The organism is Kitasatospora sp. NPDC085879 (genome assembly GCF_040686255.1).
Taxonomy (GTDB): domain Bacteria; phylum Actinomycetota; class Actinomycetes; order Streptomycetales; family Streptomycetaceae; genus Kitasatospora.
This window is the reverse complement of the sequence record NZ_JBFBJZ010000039.1, coordinates 1-17,555: the sequence shown is the minus strand read 5'-3', so window position 1 is coordinate 17,555 and position 17,555 is coordinate 1. Positions and strand designations below refer to the sequence as shown.

Genomic DNA, 17,555 nt, shown 5'->3' with positions numbered 1-17,555 from the left:
GGCGGCCCGTGGGCGGCCTGCGGCGCTGCACGTCGTTCGTCCGCGCTCAGGGATGCCATGCTCAGGGCTGCCGCCCTCAGGACGCCGCGCTCTCCGCCGCGATCAGGGCGATCAGTCCGGCGCGTCCGTGCTCCGCCAGGTGCCGGCGCTGGCGTTCGGCGCCGTTCCCCTCGGCCAGCAGACGGTGGACCAGCGGGGCCACCGCGCGGGTGTCGCCCAGGGCCTCCAGGACGGGGCCGAGTCGCTCCAGCATGGCACCGACGACCTCGCCGGCCGGCCGGGACAGCCCGGTCGCCGGCTCGTGCAGGGTGCCGTCCAGGCCGTACCGGGCGGCGTGCCAGGCCGCGCCCTCCAGGCTCTCCGGCGTCCGCGTGTCCGGCGGGCGTCCGGCGGCGGCGTCCCGCGTCACCGACACGACCAGCGCGCGGACGAGCCCGGCCAGCATGACGGCCTCGTCGGCCCGCAGCTGGACGTCCATCGAGCGCAGCTCCACGGTCGGGAACTTGGCCGAGAGCCGGGCCTGCCAGTACAGCTGCCCGCGGTCGCGGATCAGCTTGGCCTCCAGCAGGTGGTCGATGCGGCGCTCGTAGTCCTCGGCGTCCGCGAAGCGCGGGGGGATCCCGCTGATCGGCCAGCGGCCGAAGACCACCGTGCGCCAGCTCGCGTAGCCGGTGTCGGTGCCGTACCAGATCGGCGAGTTCGCCGACAGCGCGGTCAGCACCGGCAGCCAGGGCCGGAGGCGGTTGAGCACCGCGACCCCGGTCTGCGGGTCGGGGACGGCCACGTGCACGTGCATGCCGTTGATCATGGCCTCGTCGGCCAGCCGAGAGACTGTCCTCCGGATCCGGTGGTAGCGCGGGGCGTCGACGATCTCCGGGGGCACGGAGGGCGCGTACGGGGCGGTTCCGCAGGCCGCCAGCCGACAGCCCGAGGCCTCCGCCGCCGTCGCCAGCGCGTGCCGCAGCCGCAGCAGGTGCCCGCCGACCTCGTCGAGGTCCTGGCAGACCGGGGTGGCGACCTCGACCTGTGCCTGCAGCAGCTCGTTCTGCAGTTCGTCGTGGTGCACCGCCGGGTGCAGCCCGGCGATCCCCCGCACCGCGTCGACCCGTGGCACCGGCAGGCCGCTCTCCGGGTCGAGCAGCAGGTACTCCTCCTCGACGCCGACGGTCGGGCGGCCCTCCGTGGCCGGGGTGGATCGTCCCCCGCCTGGCGTGTCGGTGCCTGCGTCCATGACTCCGGGCTACCACGTCCGGCCGATGACCACATCCGGGCGGGGATCAGGCCGCGTCCGGTGGACGGGCGCCCCGGTGCGGCAGACCGTCTCCGCCGGGCATCGGCGCCGCGGGGCGGCGGCGCCGGCGGCGCAGCCAGAGGTACAGCAGCAGGCAGGGCAGCAGCAGCCCGCCGACGGTCAGGACGAGGAAGGCGGTGAAGCTGCTGATGTTGCGGACCAGCCAGGCGAAGTTCTGTCCGAAGAAGCCGACCACGAAGGAGAGCGGCAGGAACACCGTGGCGACGATCGTGAGTCGCTCCATGGTGGCGGTCTGGCGGAGGTTGATGGTGTTCTGCTCGACCGAGATCACCGCGATGTTCGCCTCCAGCACGGTGGCCAGCAGGTCGCGCTGGGCGGCGACCTCCTCGTTGACCAGCAGCAGGTGGTCGTGCACGTCGCGGAAGTAGGGCAGGAGTTCGCCCGGGGCACGGCCGGGTTGCAGACGGCGGGCCACCACGGAGAGCAGCGGGTGCACGGCGCGGTAGAAGTCGGTGGCCTCGCGGCGCAGCGAGTAGATCCGCTCGGTGGGGGCGATCGTGCCGGAGAAGACGGTTTCCTCGATCTGCTCGATGTCGCGGTCGAGCTCCGCGACGACGGGCGCGTAGCCGTCGACGACCTGGTCGAGGATCGCCCACAGGGTCGAGACGCTGCCGGTGCGCAGCAGATCGGGGCGGCGTTCGAGGCGGCTGCGGGCGCCGGCCAGCTCGCTCGCGATGCCCTGCCGGACGGTGATCACGAAGTGTTCGGCGAGGAAGATGCTGATCTCGCCGGTGTCGATCTCCTCGCGCTCGTCGTCGTAGCGCGCGGTGCGCAGGATGATCAGTTCGGTGCCGTCCTCGTACTGCTCGGCCTTCGGGCGCAGGTGGAAGGCCTGCGCGTCCTCGACGGCCAGTTCGTGCAGTCCGAAGGTCCGCTGGACGCCGGCCAGCTCCTCGGGGCCGGGTTCGAAGACGCCCAGCCAGACGAATCCGCCCTGTCCGGCGTGGGCGGCCGCCTGTTCCAGGGGCATCGCGCCCTCGTGCTGCCGGCGCCCGTCGCGGTAGTGCGCGCAGTCCACGATCATGGCCGTTCTCCTCGCGTCCTCCCGGCCGCGCCGCTGTCGCCCGTCCGCGGGCACGGCGCGCCGTGCCTCCACGGCACCTGATGTTCCTCCCCCTCGCCGCGCCGCGCTCAGCGGCGGGCCGCCGGGAGGCGTGGGGCGCGGCCGCCGGGGTGTGCGCGCCGCCGGGCAGGCCGCACGAGCGCGTACGGCACGGCGAGTCGAGGACCGCCGGCCGCTCCTCCCTCCGGGACATGTCCTCCTCGCGGCGCGGCGGGCAGCGTTCGCACTCCGGCGCCCGGGGCCCAGGTGCGACCAGCTCTACAACGAGGCCGGGCAGCGTGACATCCACGGCCGCTCGGAGGCGAACTGGGCGCAGCTCGCCGACGCCCTCGGCCGCTGACCCCCGATCGCCGGGCGGGGGTTCCTCAGGCCGGGAAGAAGTTCCCGACGCGAGCATGGCAAAGATCACACGCCGTCGGCGGGTCCGTGGAGCGTCTGTACGGACGGGGGGACTTCCTGTCGTCGACGGAGCGGAGCGGAGCGTGCGCGAGCCAGGACAGCGCCGGAGGATCACAGCGGCACCGGGGAGGCGGCGCCGGACGGGCGCCCGGGCGAGACCGGTCCGCGCGGTGCTCCGGCGGCTGCGGCCGGACCGCCTCCGGCCGGGCCGGCGCGGGTTCCGGTTACGGCTGCCGTCCTGGCGGCTGCTGCTCGGAGTGGTGTCGGCCGGCGCGGCCGCACTGGCGGGCGCGGTCTGCTGGCTGTTCGTCAGCACCGAGGTCCCCGAGGACCTCAACTCCTTCGCCACCCAGCAGAACAACGTCTTCTACTGGGCGGATGGCACCGAGATGGCCCGCACCGGGCAGGTGAACCGGCAGGAGGTGCCGCTGGAGCGGGTGCCGGAGTCCGTCCAGTGGGCCGTGCTGGCCGCGGAGAACGAGACCTTCTACTCGGACGCGGGCGTCTCCCCCACCGGCATCGGCCGGGCGCTCTGGGCCGTTGTCACGGGCGGCGACACCCAGGGCGGCTCGACCATCACCCAGCAGTACGTCAAGAACACCTACCTGAACCAGCGCCAGGACGTCTCCCGGAAGGCCAGTGAGATCGTCATCGCGGTCAAGCTGGACCAGCGGCTGAGCAAGCGCGAGATCCTCTCCGGCTACCTCAACACCAGCTGGTTCGGCCGCGGCAGCTACGGCATCCAGCGGGCCGCCGCCGCGTACTACGGCAAGGACGTGTCCAAGCTGAACCCGAGCGAGGCGGCCTTCCTGGCCGCGCTGCTCAAGGGCGCGGGGCTGTACGACCCGGCGCTCGGCGCGGAGAACCGGCAGCGGGCGGTCGAGCGGTGGTCCTGGATCCTGGACCGGATGGTGACGACCGGGAAGCTGTCCGCGGCCGAACGCGCGACGTACACCGCCTTCCCCGAGCCGGTGGCGCCGCCGGTCGCCCGCGGCCTCGCCGGGCAGACCGGGTACCTGGTGGACCTGGCGGAGAGCTACCTGATCGGCCACTCCACCGTCACCCCGGCCCAGCTGGACCTGGGCGGCTACCAGATCCACACCACCTTCGACCGGCAGCGGACGGCCGCGCTCGGCGCCGCCGTGAAGACCGCCGGCCCGGTCCTGGACCCGGCGCGGGAGGCCGACCGCCATGTGCACGTCGGCGCCGCGTCGGTCGCCTCGGACGGGCGGATCCTCGCCGTGTACGGCGGGCCCGACTACCTGAAACAGGGCTTCGACGACGCCAACACCTCGAACGTGCCGCTCGGCACGGCCTTCACCCCGATCGTCTACGCGGCCGGGCTCGGCCAGGGCGTGCAGAGGGGCCGGGAGGGCGGGCGCGGCCCGGTCCACCCGACGACCCGCTACGACGGCCGTGACGGGGTGCCCGTGCAGACCCCGGAGGGCCCGTACTGGGGCCGGGACGGGCGGATGGCGAAGACGGCCAACGACGGCCACCGGAACTGGGGCAGCACCAGCCTGCGCAGCGCGGTGGCGCAGTCGGTGAACGGCCCGATGATGCAGCTCGGCATGGACGTCGGCCTGGACCGGGTCCGGGCCACCGCGGCGTCCCTGGGGCTGCTGCCGGACACCCTGGGCGAGCTGGTGCCGTCCTTCTCGCTCGGCACCTCCCGCCCCAGCGCGATCCGCGCGGCCGCCGCGTACGGCACCTTCGCGGCCGGCGGCATGCACACCGACCCGTACTCGGTGGCCTCGGTGACGCGGAACGGCGGCCCGGTCGGGGTGGCCCGGCCGGCCGCCGTCCGGGCGCTCCCGGAGCCGGTCGCCGACCAGGTCGACGACGCCCTCAAGGAGGCCGTCCGCGAGGGCACCGCCCACGAGGCGGCCGCCGCGGGCCCCGGCGCGGCGGGCAAGACCGGGACGACCGAGGACCGGACCGCCGGCTGGTACGTCGGCTACCAGGGCATGGTCAGCACGGCGGTCACCGTCTTCCGGATGGACCCGACGAGCCTGAAGCTCGCGCCCGTGGACGGGATCGGCGGCGCCGGACCCGACGACCCGGCCTCCGTCTACCCCACCAGGATCTGGACCGCCTACGCCCGGCAGCCCGCCGGGTAGCGGCCGGCCCGCGAGGACCGGGGCCGGACGCCGGCACGTCCGGCGCCCGGCCCCGGGGCGGCTACTTGACCACGGTGGACCAGTCGGCGGGATGCTGCCCCGGGTCGAGGCCGCGCAGCCGTTCGAGCACCTGCGGGTCCTGGGCGTCGAGCCAGTCGGCGAGCTCCTTGAAGGAGACGCAGCGCACGCCCTCGCGCTTGCAGACGCCCTTCACCACGTCCTCGATGGCCTGCATGTAGATGCCGCCGTTCCAGGTCTCGAAGTGGTTGCCGATGAACAGCGGTGCGCGGCTGCCGTTGTAGACCCGCTCGAACCCGTTGAGGTAGCCGTCGCGGGTCTGCCTCTCCCACTCCGCGTACTTCTTCGGATCGCCGTTGGTGTTGTCCCCCGACTGGTTCGCGAGGAAGTTGAAGTCCATCGACAGCACCTGGACGGGCTTGCCCGGGTAGGGGACGAGCTGCAGCGGGAAGTTCCAGATCCCGTCCTTCTTGGCCGGCCAGACCTGGAACTCCCCCGGGGAGCTGGCGTCGTACCGGAAGCCGGCCGCCTTCTCGGCCGTCAGCAGGTTCTTCTGGCCCTCCAGGCAGGGGGCACGGCCGCCGACCAGTTCGCGGGTGTAGTCGAAGGGCAGCGCCGGTACGTCCTTCAGACCGGTGTTGGTCTTCCAGTCGGTGACGAAGGAGCGGGCCTGGTCCAGCTCGCTCTGCCACTCCGCGACGCTCCAGTCGCCGCCGCCCTTGGCGCCGCAGAAGTGGCCGTTGAAGTGGGTGCCGATCTCGTTCCCGTCCAGCCAGGCCTGCCGGACCTGCTCCAGGGTGGTCCTGAGGTGGGCGTCGGTCGGGAAGGAGATGTCGGCCGCGCCGGCCGCGTGCTGCGGCGGGTGGTACAGCGAGCGCTTCGACTGCGGCACCAGGTAGATGCCGCTGAGGAAGAACGTCATCCGGGCGTTGTTCTCCTTCGCCACCTGGCGGAAGTGCGAGAACAGGTGGTCCTCGTTCTCCAGCGCGCCGTCCCAGGAGAACACCACGAACTGCGGCGGCTTCTCACCGGGTTTCAGTTTCTCCACGGGCGGCTGGTTCGGCTGCGGCCCGGTGTCGGACGTGGAGCCGTCGCCCATCGGGCGGACCACGCCGTCCCAGGTCGGCGACGGCGACCGGGAGGGCGGCGGGGTCGGCCGTGCGGCCGTGGTCGCCGGCGCCGCCGAGGTGCCCGCCGCGGCGGCCGGTCTTGTGCCCGCGGGCCTCGGGTCGCCTTCGGGGTCGGGCAGCAGCGCCGCGCCGACGGCCCCGGCGACGCCGGCCGCTAGCAGGCCGACCAGGATGCGTGAGGTTCTCATCATCTGACCCGATTCACTGGAGGCAGCCGTGCGGAGGCTGCCGGTGCGTACTGGTGCCGAGTGGTGGGCGGCGGACCGGCCACCACTCACCATCAAGAACGCCTCTGACCGTGTGTCAGGTTGCCTACGATCCACGGCCGGTCGACGGCGGGTGCATCCGGGACGATCGGCAGGTGTGCGCGGAGCCCCACGGGGCAACCGTCCGGCAACCGGCCCGCACCGCACGGGCCCCGGACCGGAGGAGGCGCGATGGCAGGCCACGGCGGCGACGTCATCAGGGAGCTGGAGACGGATCACCGCGGGATCGAGGAGCTCTTCGCCCGGGTTCTGAAGAACACCGGAGAGCGCCGCAGGTCCCTGCTCGCCGAGGCGGCGGCCGAACTCCTCCGGCACGCCGCGGCCGAGGAGGCCCACCTCCACCCGGCGCTCCGCGCCCACGTGCCGGACGGCGACGCGATCGCCGACCGCGAGGCCGCGGACCGGGCGCGGGTCCGGCGCCTGCTGCGGGAGATCGAGGGCAGGCGGGCAGGCGACCCCGGCCTGGCGGGACTGGCGAACATCCTGGTCACCGAGGTCGCCGCGCACATCCGGGACGTCGAGCGGACCCTCCTCCCCGCCCTGCGCGCGGCCTGCACCCGGGCCGAGCTGGACGAACTCGGCGTCCGCGTACGCCGATCCAGGTCGGCCGCCCCCGCCCCTCCGGCGGCCGGCAGACCGCCCGCACCCGACATCGGGCCGATCGGCCGGGTCGGAGACCGGGGAGACCCGAAGTGGGCCGGCTCCGTCGACTCGGCGAGCGCGCGTCCCGCGGCGGACTGACCGCCGCGACCCACCTCACGTGGTCAGACGGGCCGGATCCGGGTGCGCAGGAGGCAGAACTCGTTGCCCTCCGGGTCGGCCAGGACGTGCCAGCTCTCGGTGCCGGTCTGGCCGACGTCGACGGGCCTGGCGCCGAGGGCGAGCAGCCGCTCCAGCTCGGCGTCCTGATCGCGGTCGGTGGCGCTGACGTCGATGTGCAGCCGCAGTTTCCCCGTCCGCGGGTCGCTGCTGGGGCTGATGACGAGGGTGGGCTGCGGGCCGCCGAAGCCCGCGTCGGGCGGCCCGATCTCGATGCTTCCGTCGTCCTCCCGGCCGAGTTCGACGTAGCCGAGGACCTCGCTCCAGAATGCGGCGAGCCGATCCGCGTCGGCCGCGTCGAGGACCAGCTCACTGATGCGGCATGCCATGCCCGTCAGTGTAGGTGGACACCCCGGAACGCACGCACCGACGAGCGGACGATCCGAAGGAACCCGGCCTAGCCGTGCGCCCGTTGGGCGTGCTCGGGCAGCAGGCCCACCAGCAGCAGCGTCAGCAGGTTCAGTCCCGCGGCGATGCCGAAGACCAGCTCCGCGGCGGCGAGGGAGGATGGGACGGTCGCGCCCCCGGCCCGGGTGAAGAACACCGTGCCGAGCGCGGCGACGCCGATCGCACCGGCGAACTGCTGGACGGCGTTGAGCATGCCCGCGCCGGTGCCGACCTCTTCGGCGGTGGCGTCGCCGAGGATGAAGTCGACCAGCGGGACGAACACCAGCCCGGAGCCGAAGCCCGTGACCAGCAGCGCCGGCGCCAGCCTCCAGACGGTGATGTCGGCGCCCCAGTGGGCGACGGACCACCACAGGGCCAGCAGGCCGACGACGGCGATGGACAGACCCAGATGCAGCGCGGCGCGTCCCAGCCTCTCGGCGAGCACGGCACCCGCGAGCAGCACGGCGACGGCGGTGCCGAGGGCCCAGGGGAGCAGCGTGAGGCCGGTGTGCAGCGGCGTCCAGCCCAGGCCCTGCTGCAGCAGCAGGTTGACGACGAGGACGAACGCACTGAGTGAGGCGTAGAACCCGCCCACGATCATCAGACCGACGACGAAGCTGCGCCTGCGGAACAGCGACGGCGTGATGACCGGGTGCCTGCTGCGCCGTTCGGAGACGGCGAACAGGGCGAGCAGGGCGACCGCGGCGGCCATCATGGCGTACGTCCAGGCGGGCCAGCCGAGTTCGCGTCCCTGGATGAGCGGGACGATGAGCAGGGCCGAGGCGGCGGTGAGCAGGCCGACACCGGTGAGGTCGAGGCGGGCGGCCGGGTCCTCCCCGCCGTGACGGGGCAGGACACGCCGGCCGAGCAGGCCGGCGATGACGCCGAACGGGACGTTGATCAGGAAGATGGAGCGCCACTGGCTGCCGAACAGGTCCAGGTGGAGCAGCCAGCCGGCGAGGACGGGCCCGGCCACGGTGGCCAGGCCCATCAGCGGGCCGATCGGGATCAGGGCCTTGCGCAGGTGCTGGGGCGGGAAGACGACCTTCACCAGGGCCATCCCCTGCGGGATCATGACCGACCCGCACAGGCCCTGCAGCGTGCGGGCGACGATCAGGAAGCCCGGGCTGGGGGCGAGACCGCAGGCCAGTGACGCCAGCGTGAAGCCGGTCATGCCGAGCAGGAAGAGCCGTCGGCGCCCGAGCAGGTCGCCGAGCCGTCCCGAGGTGACGAGGCCGAGCGCGAAGGCCGCGGTGTAGGCGCTCAGCACCCACTGCAGTGTCGCCTGGCCGCCGCCGAGGTCGGCGTGGATGGACGGGCCGGCGAGGTTGGCGACGCTGGAGTCGATGAGATCCATGAGGTCGGCCATGAACACGACGGCCAGGACGAGCCACGCGGTGCGCGGCGGAAGGGTGTTGGTGGTGGGAGGCGCCTCGGAAGGGCGCTGGTCAGTGGACACGAACACCGTTCTACATCAGATCACTGTTCTGTTCAATACGAACACTGTTCTTCATGGTGCAGAACACTGTTCGCCGATTCGCTAGACTGGCCTCATGTCACCGACTCCGGAACAACGGCGCGCAGCGCGGCACCAGCTCGGCACCGGCCCGAGCACACCCGCAACCCGGCGCGGACCGTCCGGCGGGCGCAAGAAGCCGATCACCGTCGACGCCATCATCGACACCGCGCTCGGCATGGTGGCGGAAGAGGGCTACGAAGCCCTGACGATGCGGCGCCTGGCGACCGCGCTGGAGACCGGGCCCTCCTCGCTCTACGCCCACGTGGTCAACAAGGAGGACCTGGACGAGCTGCTCATCGGCCGCCTGTGCGCCGAGATCGACCTGCCCGAGCCGGACGCGGCCGCCTGGCGGCAGCAGATCACCCACGTCTGCACCCAGCTGCGCGACCAGTACCTGCGGTACCCGGGCATCTCCCGGGCGGCCTTCGCCGCCGCCCCCTCCAACCTCGACACGCTGCGCGTCAGCGAGGGAATGCTCGCCATCCTGCTCGTCGGCGGCATCGACCCGCAGGCCGCCGCCTGGGCGATCGACGCACTGATGCTCTACGTCGGCGCCTACAGCCTCGAGGTCTCCCTGGCCGACAGACGGCTCGGCCGCGGTGACGACGACTGGGTCGTCAGCCGCGACGAACTGCTGCGCCGGTTCGCCGCACTGCCCGACACCTTCCCCCGGACCAAGCGCTACGCCGCCGAGCTCACCGCCGGAACCGTCAACGACCGCTTCGACTTCACCCTCGGCCTGATGATCGACGGGCTCCCGGGTTCACGCCGGGATCCGTGAGGCCCGCCCCGGAAGGGCGGGTTGGGCCGCTCGGGCAGAGGGCGCCTCTTGACGTCGTTTGTGCGGCGCGCCTAGCGTCCGGACTGCGCCGCTGCTGAGCCGTCCGCCGATCCCCCGCGCCTCAGTCCCAGTCCAGGGAGCCGCCATGTCCACCGCCCCCCGCCCCACCGACCCGGCCGCCGGCGGGACCCGGGCGAGCCGCGCCGGCGACGGCTTCCATCCGCACCTGCCGGACGACGGCGCCGCCGCCGCGCCGCCGCGGGCCCAGCTCCACCACATCAAGGCCGGCGAGCTCGACGGCGACACCGCGCAGACCGGCGGCATGCGCCGCTTCGCGGCGATCAGCGGCCGCACGGTCGGCTCGGAGAAGCTCTGGATGGGCCAGACCCACGTGGCACCCGCCACGGCCTCCTCCGACCACCACCACGGCGAGTCGGAGACCGCGATCCACGTGGTCAGCGGCCACCCGGAGTTCGTCTTCGTGGACGACTCCTCCGGCGAACCGGTCGAGGTGCGGCTGCGCACCGGGCCCGGCGACTACGTCTTCGTACCGCCGTTCGTCCCGCACCGCGAGGAGAACCCCGACCCCGAGGAGGAGGCCGTCGTCGTCATCGCCCGCAGCACCCAGGAGGCCGTGGTCGTCAACCTGCCCGGCCTGTACGCCCGCCCCGAGGGAACCTGACGGTGTAGTCCCGGGCGGTCCTGGGCAGCCGCCCCTGTGTCGGCACACGAACTCCCCGAGAGGACGAGGCCATGACCAGGACCCACGACGACGACACCACGGGCCCGGACGAGCAGACCCGGGAGCGCTCCGCCGAGGAGCGGTCGATCACTGCCCCCACACCCGCGGACGTGCGCGCCAAGGCCGAGGACGACGACGAACCGGAGCCGCCCGCGGCCGACGCCGAGGCACCGTGACCGCAGCGTCCGCACCGTCCTCGTCGCCTGTGCCCCCGGCGGGTGCGGCGGCGCTCCGGGTGGCTGGGCGTGGGGCTGCGGCGGCAGGATGGACAGGACCCAGCGTCCGGGAGGCCGTGAATGATCCAGCTCGCCGACATCCGGGAATGGCGCCAGCACGACGTGGTGGACCAGGACGCCAAGAAGATCGGCACCCTGGAGTCCGTGTACGTCGACACCGCGACGGACGAACCGTCGTTCGCCACCGTCACGGTCGGCCTGCCGACCCGCCACCGGCTCGTGTTCGTGCCTCTCGGCGGTGCCACGGCCGGCCCCGGCTACCTCAAGGTGGCCTACCCGAAGACCCTGGTCAAGGACTCGCCGTCGATCGACGTCGACGGCGTCCTGGCCGCCGAGCAGGAGCCCGCGGTGTTCGCCCACTACGCGCTCGAGTACGCGACCGGTGCCGGGGGCGAACGCCGCCTCGCCCGCCGCTGACCGGAGGGCCGTACGCATGGCGTGGATCCTCTTCCTGATTCTGGTGGCGATCGTCCTCGGCATCATCGGCGCCGCCGCGCACGGCCTGTTCTACCTGCTCGTCATCGGGATCGCCGTCTTCCTGGTGGCCCTCGTACTGGCCGGCTCCCGCCTCCGCCGCGCCGGCCGCCGCCCCACCCGCTGACGGACCCGCCCCGCGGTGCCCGGCTACACGGCGCGGCGGTAGAGCCACACGCCGAGCGGCGCGAAGACCGCGACGATGCCGGCGTCCCAGGCGAGGGCCTGCCAGACGTCGGCGGCGGCCGGGCCGCCGAGGACCAGGGTGCGGACGGCCTCGGCGGTGCGGGAGACCGGCTGGTGGGCGGCGAAGGTCTGGAGCCAGCCGGGCATGGTCGCGACCGGGACGAAGGCCGCGGAGGCGAACACCAGCGGCGCGAGGATCGGGAAGGCAGCGGCCTGGGCGGTCTCCGGGTCGCCGACCGCGAGGCCCACGACGGCGAAGATCCAGGACATCGCGAAGCCGAACGCGAGCACCAGCAGGACCCCGCCCAGGAAGGCCGGGACGCCGGCGTGGATCCGGAAGCCGATCGCGAAGCCGACGGCGGTCATCAGGGCGACCACGAAGACGTTGCGGGTGAGGTCGGCGGTCGTCCGGCCCACCAGGACGGCGGAGCGTGCCATCGGCAGCGACCGGAACCGCTCCATCAGGCCGGTCTGCATGTCGGTGGCCAGGCCGATCGCGGTGTTCATCGAGCCGAAGACGGCGGTCTGCACGAAGATCCCGGGGACCAGGAAGTCGACGTAGTGGACGGGGCCGAGCGCGGGCGACACCACGCCGCCGAAGACGTACCGGAACATCAGCACGAAGACCAGCGGCTGGATGAAGGAGAAGACCAGCAGGCGGGGCACCCGGAGCAGCCCGATGAGGTTGCGCCAGGCCACCGCTCCGCCGTCCCGGGCGACGGCGGCGACGCCGGTGCGCAGGCGGGCGGGGACGGGCGGGCGGTGGGCGGCGATCGCGGTCATGACTGTGCCTCGGCGGAGTGGGCGGCCGGCTCCGGTGTGCGGGTGCGGTGGCCGGTCAGGGAGAGGAAGACGTCGTCCAGGCTGGGCTCGCGGACGGCGACCCGGCGCGGCGCCAGCCCTGCCTCGTCGGTGACCCGGAGGATGTCGATGAGCAGCCGGGCGCTGTCCTGGGCGCCGATCCTGAGCAGGTCGCCCTCCTGCTGCGGGGCGGCGCCGAGGCGGTCGGCGAGCAGTTCGGACGCGCGGGAGGCGCGGCGGTGGTCGCCCATCGCGAGCTCGATCACGGTGTCCCCGAGGCGGGCCTTGAGGGCGGCCGGGGTGTCGTCGGCGATGATCCGCCCCTCGTTGACGACGACCACGCGGGCGGCCAGCCGGTCCGCCTCCTCGAGGTACTGGGTGGTGAGCAGGACGGTGGTGCCGTCGTCCACCAGGGTGCGGATGAGGTCCCACAGGGCGATCCGGCTCTGCGGGTCGAGGCCGGTGGTCGGCTCGTCGAGGAAGAGCACGGGCGGTTCGGCGACGAGGGCCGCGGCGATGTCGAGGCGGCGCCGCATGCCGCCGGAGTAGGTGCGGACCGGCCGGTCCGCGGCGTCCTCGAGGCGGAAGCGTGCCAGCATTTCGGCCGCGCGGGGGCGGACCTGGCCCCGGGGGGCGTGGGTGAGCCTGCCGATGAGCCGCAGGTTCTCCCGTCCGGTGAGGTTGGGGTCGACCGCGGCGAACTGGCCGGCCAGCCCGATCAGCCGCCGTACGGCGGCCGCCTGGCGCACCACGTCGTGGCCGAGCACCTCGGCGCGCCCGGCGGTCGGGCGGATGATGGTCGTCAGGATCCGGATCATGGTGGTCTTGCCCGCGCCGTTCGGCCCCAGCAGGCCGAAGACCGTCCCCGGTGCCACGTCGAAGCGGACGTCGTCCAGCGCGGTCATGGGCCCGAAGCGCTTGCTCAGCCCGAGGACGCTGATCGCCGGCTGCCCCATGCGCCGTCCCTCCGTCCCGCGACCGCCCGGCCCGCACCGCGGGCCCGGCACAACTTCCAGTCTCCCTCCCGCCGGCCCGTCCGGTCGGACACTCCGGTCGGATACCCCACGGGGTATGGTGGGGGCGAAACGTGAGGACGGCCCCGAGCGGGCCCGGGACCGGGAGTTGTGCGATGTGTCGACGGACGGTGTGCCGCAGCTGCGGAAAGGCCGGCTACGCGGGGTGCGGCATGCACGTCGACCAGGTGCTCGCCGGGGTTCCCCGGGCCGACCGCTGCACCTGTGACAAGGACGGCACGGACCGGGCCGCCGGCCGGCCCGGTCTGCTGGCGAGGCTCCTGGGCCGCCGCTGAGCCGGCGCGGCAGGGCCGGCCGTCAGGCCCGGCCCGGCGGGTCCGAGGCCACGGCGTCCGCCGGTGCGCCCGGGGCGGTGTGACTCCCGGCCCGGATGACGCGGCCGGTCACGGTGGCCGGGACGATCCGGATCCACAACTGCCGGTTCCCGCCCGCCCAGGCCTCGGTGGCGGCGAGCCCGGCCAGCCGCTGCTCCTCGGCCGGGTCGCGGACGCGCTCGGCCCGGCCACCGACCAGAACGCTCCAGCCGGTGCTGCGCCGGTCGTCCACCCGGTCGACCTCGAAGCCGACGTCCTCGCCCGCGGCGGTGGCCGCCACCCCGAAGTCGGCCGTGCGGTAGGCGAGCGTGGTGCCGTCGACGGTGTAGTTGACCGGGAGCACCAGCGGGAAGCGGTGGCCCGGCAGGGCGATCCGGCCGATGCCGTGGGTGCCGAGCCGCTCCCAGCACTCCTCCTCGGTGAGTCTGAGCAGCCGCGGGTGCGGCGCGGCGGCGGGACGGCCGGGCGGCGCGTCCGCACGCCCCTCGACCAGGTCGGCGACGGTGAAGCCCAGGACGCGGGCGAGGCGGAACACGGCGTCGGGGTCGAAGCCGGGCCCGAAGTCCAGCAGGTAGCCGACGTAGCGGGCCGACATGCCGGCCCGGGCGGCCGCCTCGTCCTGGGTGAGGCCGAGCTGCCGGCACCGGGAGACGACCCGTCGGGCGATGTCGTCCGGGGTGACCGGAATCGGCGGTGGAGCGGTGTTGTCGAGCATGTCCGGCTCCTTCAGGTGCGGAAGAAGGCCACCTTGAGCGCGCCGGTGCGCGCGGGGTCGGCGAAGACGTCGTAGCCCTCCTGCATCTCGTCGAGGCCGAAGCGGTGGGTGATCAGGTCGCCGCTCGGCAGGCGGCCGGCCGCCAGCATGTCGAGCAGCAGCGGGGTGCTGCTGGTGTCGACGAGGCCGGTGGTGATGGTGATGTTCCTGATCCAGAGGTCCTCGAGGTGCAGGGTCGCGGGCCTGCCGTGGACACCCACGTTGGCGACCCGGCCGCCGGGCCGCACCAGGCGGGTGCACTGCTCGAAGGTCTCCGGCAGACCGACGGCCTCGATCGCCACGTCGGCGCCGCGGCCCTCCCGGCCCAGGCCGTCCGCGGCCGCGCGGTCCGCCTCCCCGGGGGTGAGGAGGCTGTCGGCGCCGGCCTGTCCGGCGGCCTTCAGCCGGCTCTCCGCGGGGTCGACCGCGACGATCCGGGCCGGGCTGTACAGCCGGGCGGTGGCGATGGTGGCGAGTCCGATCGGGCCGGCGCCGACGACCACGACGGTGTCGCCGGGGCCCACCCGCCCGTTGCGGACGCCGACCTCGAAGGAGGTGGGCAGGATGTCCGCGAGCATCAGGGCGGCCTCGTCGGTGACCTCGGGCGGCAGCCGGTGCAGCGAGGTGTCGGCGAAGGGGGTGCGCACGTACTCGGCCTGCGTCCCGTCGACGAGGTGGCCGAGGATCCAGCCGCCCCCGCCGGTGCACTGCCCGTACGCCGTCTGCCGGCAGGAGGCGCAGCGGCCGCACGCGGAGATGCAGGAGACGAGCACCCGGTCGCCGGCCGCCACGGTGCGCACGCCGCGGCCGGTCGCGACGACCGTGCCGACGGCCTCGTGGCCGAGCACCCTGCCCTCGGCCACCTCGGGCACGTCGCCCTTGAGGATGTGCAGGTCGGTGCCGCAGATGGTCACCGCGTCCACGCGGACGATCGCGTCCTCGGGGTCGGCGAGGACGGGATCGGGGACCTCGCCCCAGACCCGGCGGCCCGGCCCGTGAAATGTCAGCGCCTTCATGTCCGGTCACTCCCTCGGAGGTCCCGGCGCGGCGGCCCGCTGCCGGTTCTCCTCTCCAGCGTCGGGTCCGGCCGGCGGCGGGCACCATGGGCCGGACGGTCCGGCGGCAGGGCCGGGCGGCCCCACCGTTCCCGCCCTGGGCGCGGCCCGGCCCCTACGCTGGGAGCCGGGCATCCGACGAGCACGGAGGACGCGGTGGGAAGCTCCCCGGAGAACGGGTCGTCCCCGCTCCCCCAGCTCCGCCTGGACGAGTTGCTGGACGAGCTCCAGGCCCGCCTGGACGCCGCCCGGCAGGCCCGGGACCGGATCCACAGCCTGCTGGAGGCCGTGCTCGACGTCGGCCGGGACCTGGAACTCACTCAGGCGCTGCGGCACATCGTCGAGGCGGCGGTGACGCTGGTGGACGCCGAGTACGGCGCGCTCGGGGTGATCGGCGAGGACCGCACGCTCTCCCAGTTCGTCCCGGTCGGGGTGGACGACGAGCAGCGGCGGCGGATCGGCCCGCTGCCCTTGGGCCGCGGCCTGCTGGGCGAACTGATCCGGCACCCGGTGCCGCTGCGGCTCGACGAGATCTCCGACCACCCCTCGTCGGTCGGTTTCCCCGCCCACCATCCGCCGATGCACAGCTTCCTGGGCGTGCCGATCCGGGTGCGGGACAAGGTCTTCGGCAACCTGTACCTGACCGAGAAGCGCGGCGGCGGGGGCTTCGACGCCGAGGACGAGGCCGTGCTTGCCACCCTCGCGGTGGCGGCCGGTGTGGCGATCGACAACGCCCGGCTCTACACCCGCGCCCGGCTGCGGGAGCGCTGGCTGACCGCCGGCGCGGAGATCACCAACGCCCTGCTCTCGGGCAGCCCGGAACAGGAGGTGCTGGACCTGCTCGTGACCCGGGCGTCCGAGATCGCCGGCGCGGACCTCGCGGTGGTGGCCTTCTGCCTGCCGGGGACGGCCGAGCTGGAGGTCCAGATCGCGGTCGGGCTGCGGGCGGCCGACCACCACGGGCTGGTGCTGCCGACCGAGGGCTCGTTCGCCGGCGCCGCGGTGCGCACGGCCGACCTGGTCGTCAGCACCGATGTCCGCAAGGACCCGCGGATCACCGCCGGACCGCCCCGCTGGGAGGGCCTGGGGCCGGCGGTCGCCGTGCCGGTCGGCACCGCGGAGGGCGGCATCCGCGGGGTGCTGATGCTGGCACGCACCACCGGCTCCGCGCTGTTCGACGACGACGAGTCCGCGCCGCTGAAGGGCTTCGCCGCGCAGGCCGCCGTCGCGATGGAGCTGGCCGAGCGGCGCCGCGACTCCGAGCAGGTCGCCCTGCTCCAGGAGCGCGACCGGATCGCCCGGGACCTGCACGACCTGGCCATCCAACGGCTCTTCGCGACCGGGATGACCCTGCAGGGGGCCACGCGGTTCATCGACCACCCCGACGCCACCGAACGGGTGCTGCGGGCGATCGACGACCTGGACGAGACCGCCAAGACGATCCGGTCGACCATCTTCGGCCTCCGGACCAAGCGGTCGGGGCCCGCCGGCCAGGGGCTGCGGGCCAGGGTGGTCGAGGTCGTGGAGCGGGCGGTGCCGGTGCTGGGGTTCACCCCGGCGCTGCGGATGACCGGCCTGCTCGACGTCACCGTCCCGCCGGAGGTGGCCCAGGAGGTGCTCGCCGTGCTGCAGGAGGCGCTGTCCAACGCCGCACGGCATGCCGAAGCCGGCGCCGTGGAGGTGTCGCTCGCCGCCGGCACGGACCTGGTCCTCACCGTCACGGACGACGGTGTCGGGCTGCCCGCGGACGGGCGGCGCAGCGGGCTGGCCAACCTCGCCGAGCGGGCCGCCGCGCTCGGCGGCGGCTTCGACGCCCACACCCGCCCCGGGGGCGGGACGGAGCTGGTCTGGCGGGTCCCGCTGCCGGCCGCCTGATCACTCGTCCCGGTCGTCCTCGTCGATGCTGTCGGTGACCGGGAGCCGCGGTGTCGGGGCGCCTTCGGGGCCGTAGCCGAGCCTGAGGATCATCTGCACGCAGCCGGGCCCGTGCGACGGGTCCCGCATCTCCCACCGCAGCTCGGGCCACTCGACGGCCTGGTGCAGCATCGATGCGCGGACCTGGTGGACGGTGGCGACCAGCAGCACGTGCTGCAGTGCCAGACCGGCCCTCAGCCAGTCCGCCGGGTCGTCCCGTTCGGTGGACAG

The 17,555-nt window shown here is 74.0% G+C and carries 18 protein-coding genes and 1 pseudogene; 9 read left to right on the top strand and 10 right to left on the bottom strand.

Annotated elements, in window-relative coordinates; genetic code table 11:
- Positions 1-76: 76 nt before the first annotated feature.
- Both AB0P35_RS26610 and AB0P35_RS26605 read right to left on the bottom strand, forming a co-directional pair.
- The gene (locus AB0P35_RS26610) at positions 77-1,231 is read right to left on the bottom strand and encodes a glutamate--cysteine ligase (protein ID WP_363515261.1); all 1,155 of its coding nucleotides are present in this window, start codon (positions 1,229-1,231) and stop codon (positions 77-79) included.
- A 46-nt stretch (positions 1,232-1,277) separates the two neighbouring features.
- Entirely contained in the window at positions 1,278-2,336 is a 1,059-nt protein-coding gene (locus AB0P35_RS26605) for a magnesium and cobalt transport protein CorA (protein ID WP_363515258.1), read from the bottom strand.
- Positions 2,337-3,034: 698 nt separating this feature from the next.
- Between AB0P35_RS26605 and AB0P35_RS26600 the strand changes: the two genes are divergently transcribed.
- Complete coding sequence (locus tag AB0P35_RS26600; protein ID WP_363515255.1) at positions 3,035-4,894, top strand: transglycosylase domain-containing protein; 1,860 nt, start codon at positions 3,035-3,037, stop codon at positions 4,892-4,894.
- Positions 4,895-4,955: 61 nt separating this feature from the next.
- Here the strand turns inward: AB0P35_RS26600 and AB0P35_RS26595 are convergent, their stop codons facing one another.
- Entirely contained in the window at positions 4,956-6,230 is a 1,275-nt protein-coding gene (locus tag AB0P35_RS26595) for a hypothetical protein (protein WP_363515358.1), read from the bottom strand.
- Positions 6,231-6,479: 249 nt separating this feature from the next.
- Between AB0P35_RS26595 and AB0P35_RS26590 the strand changes: the two genes are divergently transcribed.
- Complete coding sequence (locus AB0P35_RS26590) at positions 6,480-7,049, top strand: hemerythrin domain-containing protein (RefSeq protein WP_363515252.1); 570 nt, start codon at positions 6,480-6,482, stop codon at positions 7,047-7,049.
- Between the two features lie 23 nt (positions 7,050-7,072).
- Here the strand turns inward: AB0P35_RS26590 and AB0P35_RS26585 are convergent, their stop codons facing one another.
- Both AB0P35_RS26585 and AB0P35_RS26580 read right to left on the bottom strand, forming a co-directional pair.
- A complete protein-coding gene (locus AB0P35_RS26585; RefSeq protein WP_095871295.1) occupies positions 7,073-7,456 on the bottom strand; it encodes a VOC family protein in 384 nt (127 codons plus the stop codon).
- Between the two features lie 68 nt (positions 7,457-7,524).
- On the bottom strand, positions 7,525-8,973 hold the full coding sequence (locus tag AB0P35_RS26580; protein ID WP_363515249.1) for a DHA2 family efflux MFS transporter permease subunit: 1,449 nt from the start codon (positions 8,971-8,973) through the stop codon (positions 7,525-7,527).
- Between the two features lie 94 nt (positions 8,974-9,067).
- Here AB0P35_RS26580 and AB0P35_RS26575 point away from each other — a divergent pair, with 94 nt between their 5' ends.
- From AB0P35_RS26575 to AB0P35_RS26555, 5 genes are all read left to right on the top strand, one after another.
- Complete coding sequence (locus tag AB0P35_RS26575; RefSeq protein WP_363515246.1) at positions 9,068-9,814, top strand: TetR/AcrR family transcriptional regulator; 747 nt, start codon at positions 9,068-9,070, stop codon at positions 9,812-9,814.
- Between the two features lie 145 nt (positions 9,815-9,959).
- Positions 9,960-10,496 carry a cupin domain-containing protein gene (locus AB0P35_RS26570; protein ID WP_363515243.1) on the top strand — a complete coding sequence of 179 codons (537 nt, stop codon included), beginning with the start codon at positions 9,960-9,962 and terminating at the stop codon, positions 10,494-10,496.
- Between the two features lie 71 nt (positions 10,497-10,567).
- On the top strand, positions 10,568-10,732 hold the full coding sequence (locus AB0P35_RS26565) for a hypothetical protein (protein ID WP_179419231.1): 165 nt from the start codon (positions 10,568-10,570) through the stop codon (positions 10,730-10,732).
- 120 nt (positions 10,733-10,852) lie between these two features.
- Positions 10,853-11,209 (top strand): PRC-barrel domain-containing protein, encoded by a 357-nt coding sequence (locus AB0P35_RS26560; RefSeq protein WP_363515240.1) that lies wholly within the window; start codon positions 10,853-10,855, stop codon positions 11,207-11,209.
- 16 nt (positions 11,210-11,225) lie between these two features.
- Positions 11,226-11,393 carry a hypothetical protein gene (locus tag AB0P35_RS26555; protein WP_363515237.1) on the top strand — a complete coding sequence of 56 codons (168 nt, stop codon included), beginning with the start codon at positions 11,226-11,228 and terminating at the stop codon, positions 11,391-11,393.
- A 23-nt stretch (positions 11,394-11,416) separates the two neighbouring features.
- Here the strand turns inward: AB0P35_RS26555 and AB0P35_RS26550 are convergent, their stop codons facing one another.
- Positions 11,417-12,235: an ABC transporter permease gene (locus tag AB0P35_RS26550; protein WP_363515234.1), complete on the bottom strand. Its 819-nt coding sequence runs from the start codon at positions 12,233-12,235 to the stop codon at positions 11,417-11,419.
- A complete protein-coding gene (locus AB0P35_RS26545) occupies positions 12,232-13,209 on the bottom strand; it encodes an ATP-binding cassette domain-containing protein (RefSeq protein WP_363515231.1) in 978 nt (325 codons plus the stop codon). Before AB0P35_RS26545 ends, AB0P35_RS26550 begins: the two co-directional genes overlap by 4 nt.
- Positions 13,210-13,439: 230 nt before the next feature.
- Between AB0P35_RS26545 and AB0P35_RS26540 the strand changes: the two genes are divergently transcribed.
- Positions 13,440-13,562 carry a hypothetical protein gene (locus AB0P35_RS26540; protein ID WP_257018854.1) on the top strand — a complete coding sequence of 41 codons (123 nt, stop codon included), beginning with the start codon at positions 13,440-13,442 and terminating at the stop codon, positions 13,560-13,562.
- A 22-nt stretch (positions 13,563-13,584) separates the two neighbouring features.
- On the opposite strand, the gene AB0P35_RS26535 is transcribed toward AB0P35_RS26540, so the two are convergent.
- Both AB0P35_RS26535 and AB0P35_RS26530 read right to left on the bottom strand, forming a co-directional pair.
- On the bottom strand, positions 13,585-14,316 hold the full coding sequence (locus AB0P35_RS26535) for a pyridoxamine 5'-phosphate oxidase family protein (RefSeq protein ID WP_363515228.1): 732 nt from the start codon (positions 14,314-14,316) through the stop codon (positions 13,585-13,587).
- Positions 14,317-14,327: 11 nt separating this feature from the next.
- Positions 14,328-15,371: an alcohol dehydrogenase catalytic domain-containing protein gene (locus AB0P35_RS26530; protein WP_363515225.1), complete on the bottom strand. Its 1,044-nt coding sequence runs from the start codon at positions 15,369-15,371 to the stop codon at positions 14,328-14,330.
- 195 nt (positions 15,372-15,566) lie between these two features.
- Here AB0P35_RS26530 and AB0P35_RS26525 point away from each other — a divergent pair, with 195 nt between their 5' ends.
- Positions 15,567-17,285 carry a GAF domain-containing protein gene (locus AB0P35_RS26525; RefSeq protein ID WP_363515222.1) on the top strand — a complete coding sequence of 573 codons (1,719 nt, stop codon included), beginning with the start codon at positions 15,567-15,569 and terminating at the stop codon, positions 17,283-17,285.
- Here the strand turns inward: AB0P35_RS26525 and AB0P35_RS26520 are convergent.
- Positions 17,286-17,555: pseudogene (locus AB0P35_RS26520) on the bottom strand (hypothetical protein); the annotation flags it as partial.

What these genes read in the sequence shown, in the direction of transcription:
- AB0P35_RS26610 (WP_363515261.1), bottom strand. Translation starts at nt 1,231, where the DNA reads ATGGACGCAGGCACCGACACGCCAGGCGGGGGACGATCCACCCCGGCC.
- AB0P35_RS26605 (WP_363515258.1), bottom strand. Translation starts at nt 2,336, where the DNA reads ATGATCGTGGACTGCGCGCACTACCGCGACGGGCGCCGGCAGCACGAG.
- AB0P35_RS26595 (WP_363515358.1), bottom strand. Translation starts at nt 6,230, where the DNA reads ATGAGAACCTCACGCATCCTGGTCGGCCTGCTAGCGGCCGGCGTCGCC.
- AB0P35_RS26590 (WP_363515252.1), top strand. Translation starts at nt 6,480, where the DNA reads ATGGCAGGCCACGGCGGCGACGTCATCAGGGAGCTGGAGACGGATCAC.
- AB0P35_RS26585 (WP_095871295.1), bottom strand. Translation starts at nt 7,456, where the DNA reads ATGGCATGCCGCATCAGTGAGCTGGTCCTCGACGCGGCCGACGCGGAT.
- AB0P35_RS26575 (WP_363515246.1), top strand. Translation starts at nt 9,068, where the DNA reads ATGTCACCGACTCCGGAACAACGGCGCGCAGCGCGGCACCAGCTCGGC.
- AB0P35_RS26570 (WP_363515243.1), top strand. Translation starts at nt 9,960, where the DNA reads ATGTCCACCGCCCCCCGCCCCACCGACCCGGCCGCCGGCGGGACCCGG.
- AB0P35_RS26565 (WP_179419231.1), top strand. Translation starts at nt 10,568, where the DNA reads ATGACCAGGACCCACGACGACGACACCACGGGCCCGGACGAGCAGACC.
- AB0P35_RS26560 (WP_363515240.1), top strand. Translation starts at nt 10,853, where the DNA reads ATGATCCAGCTCGCCGACATCCGGGAATGGCGCCAGCACGACGTGGTG.
- AB0P35_RS26555 (WP_363515237.1), top strand. Translation starts at nt 11,226, where the DNA reads ATGGCGTGGATCCTCTTCCTGATTCTGGTGGCGATCGTCCTCGGCATC.
- AB0P35_RS26550 (WP_363515234.1), bottom strand. Translation starts at nt 12,235, where the DNA reads ATGACCGCGATCGCCGCCCACCGCCCGCCCGTCCCCGCCCGCCTGCGC.
- AB0P35_RS26545 (WP_363515231.1), bottom strand. Translation starts at nt 13,209, where the DNA reads ATGGGGCAGCCGGCGATCAGCGTCCTCGGGCTGAGCAAGCGCTTCGGG.
- AB0P35_RS26540 (WP_257018854.1), top strand. Translation starts at nt 13,440, where the DNA reads ATGCACGTCGACCAGGTGCTCGCCGGGGTTCCCCGGGCCGACCGCTGC.
- AB0P35_RS26535 (WP_363515228.1), bottom strand. Translation starts at nt 14,316, where the DNA reads ATGCTCGACAACACCGCTCCACCGCCGATTCCGGTCACCCCGGACGAC.
- AB0P35_RS26530 (WP_363515225.1), bottom strand. Translation starts at nt 15,371, where the DNA reads ATGAAGGCGCTGACATTTCACGGGCCGGGCCGCCGGGTCTGGGGCGAG.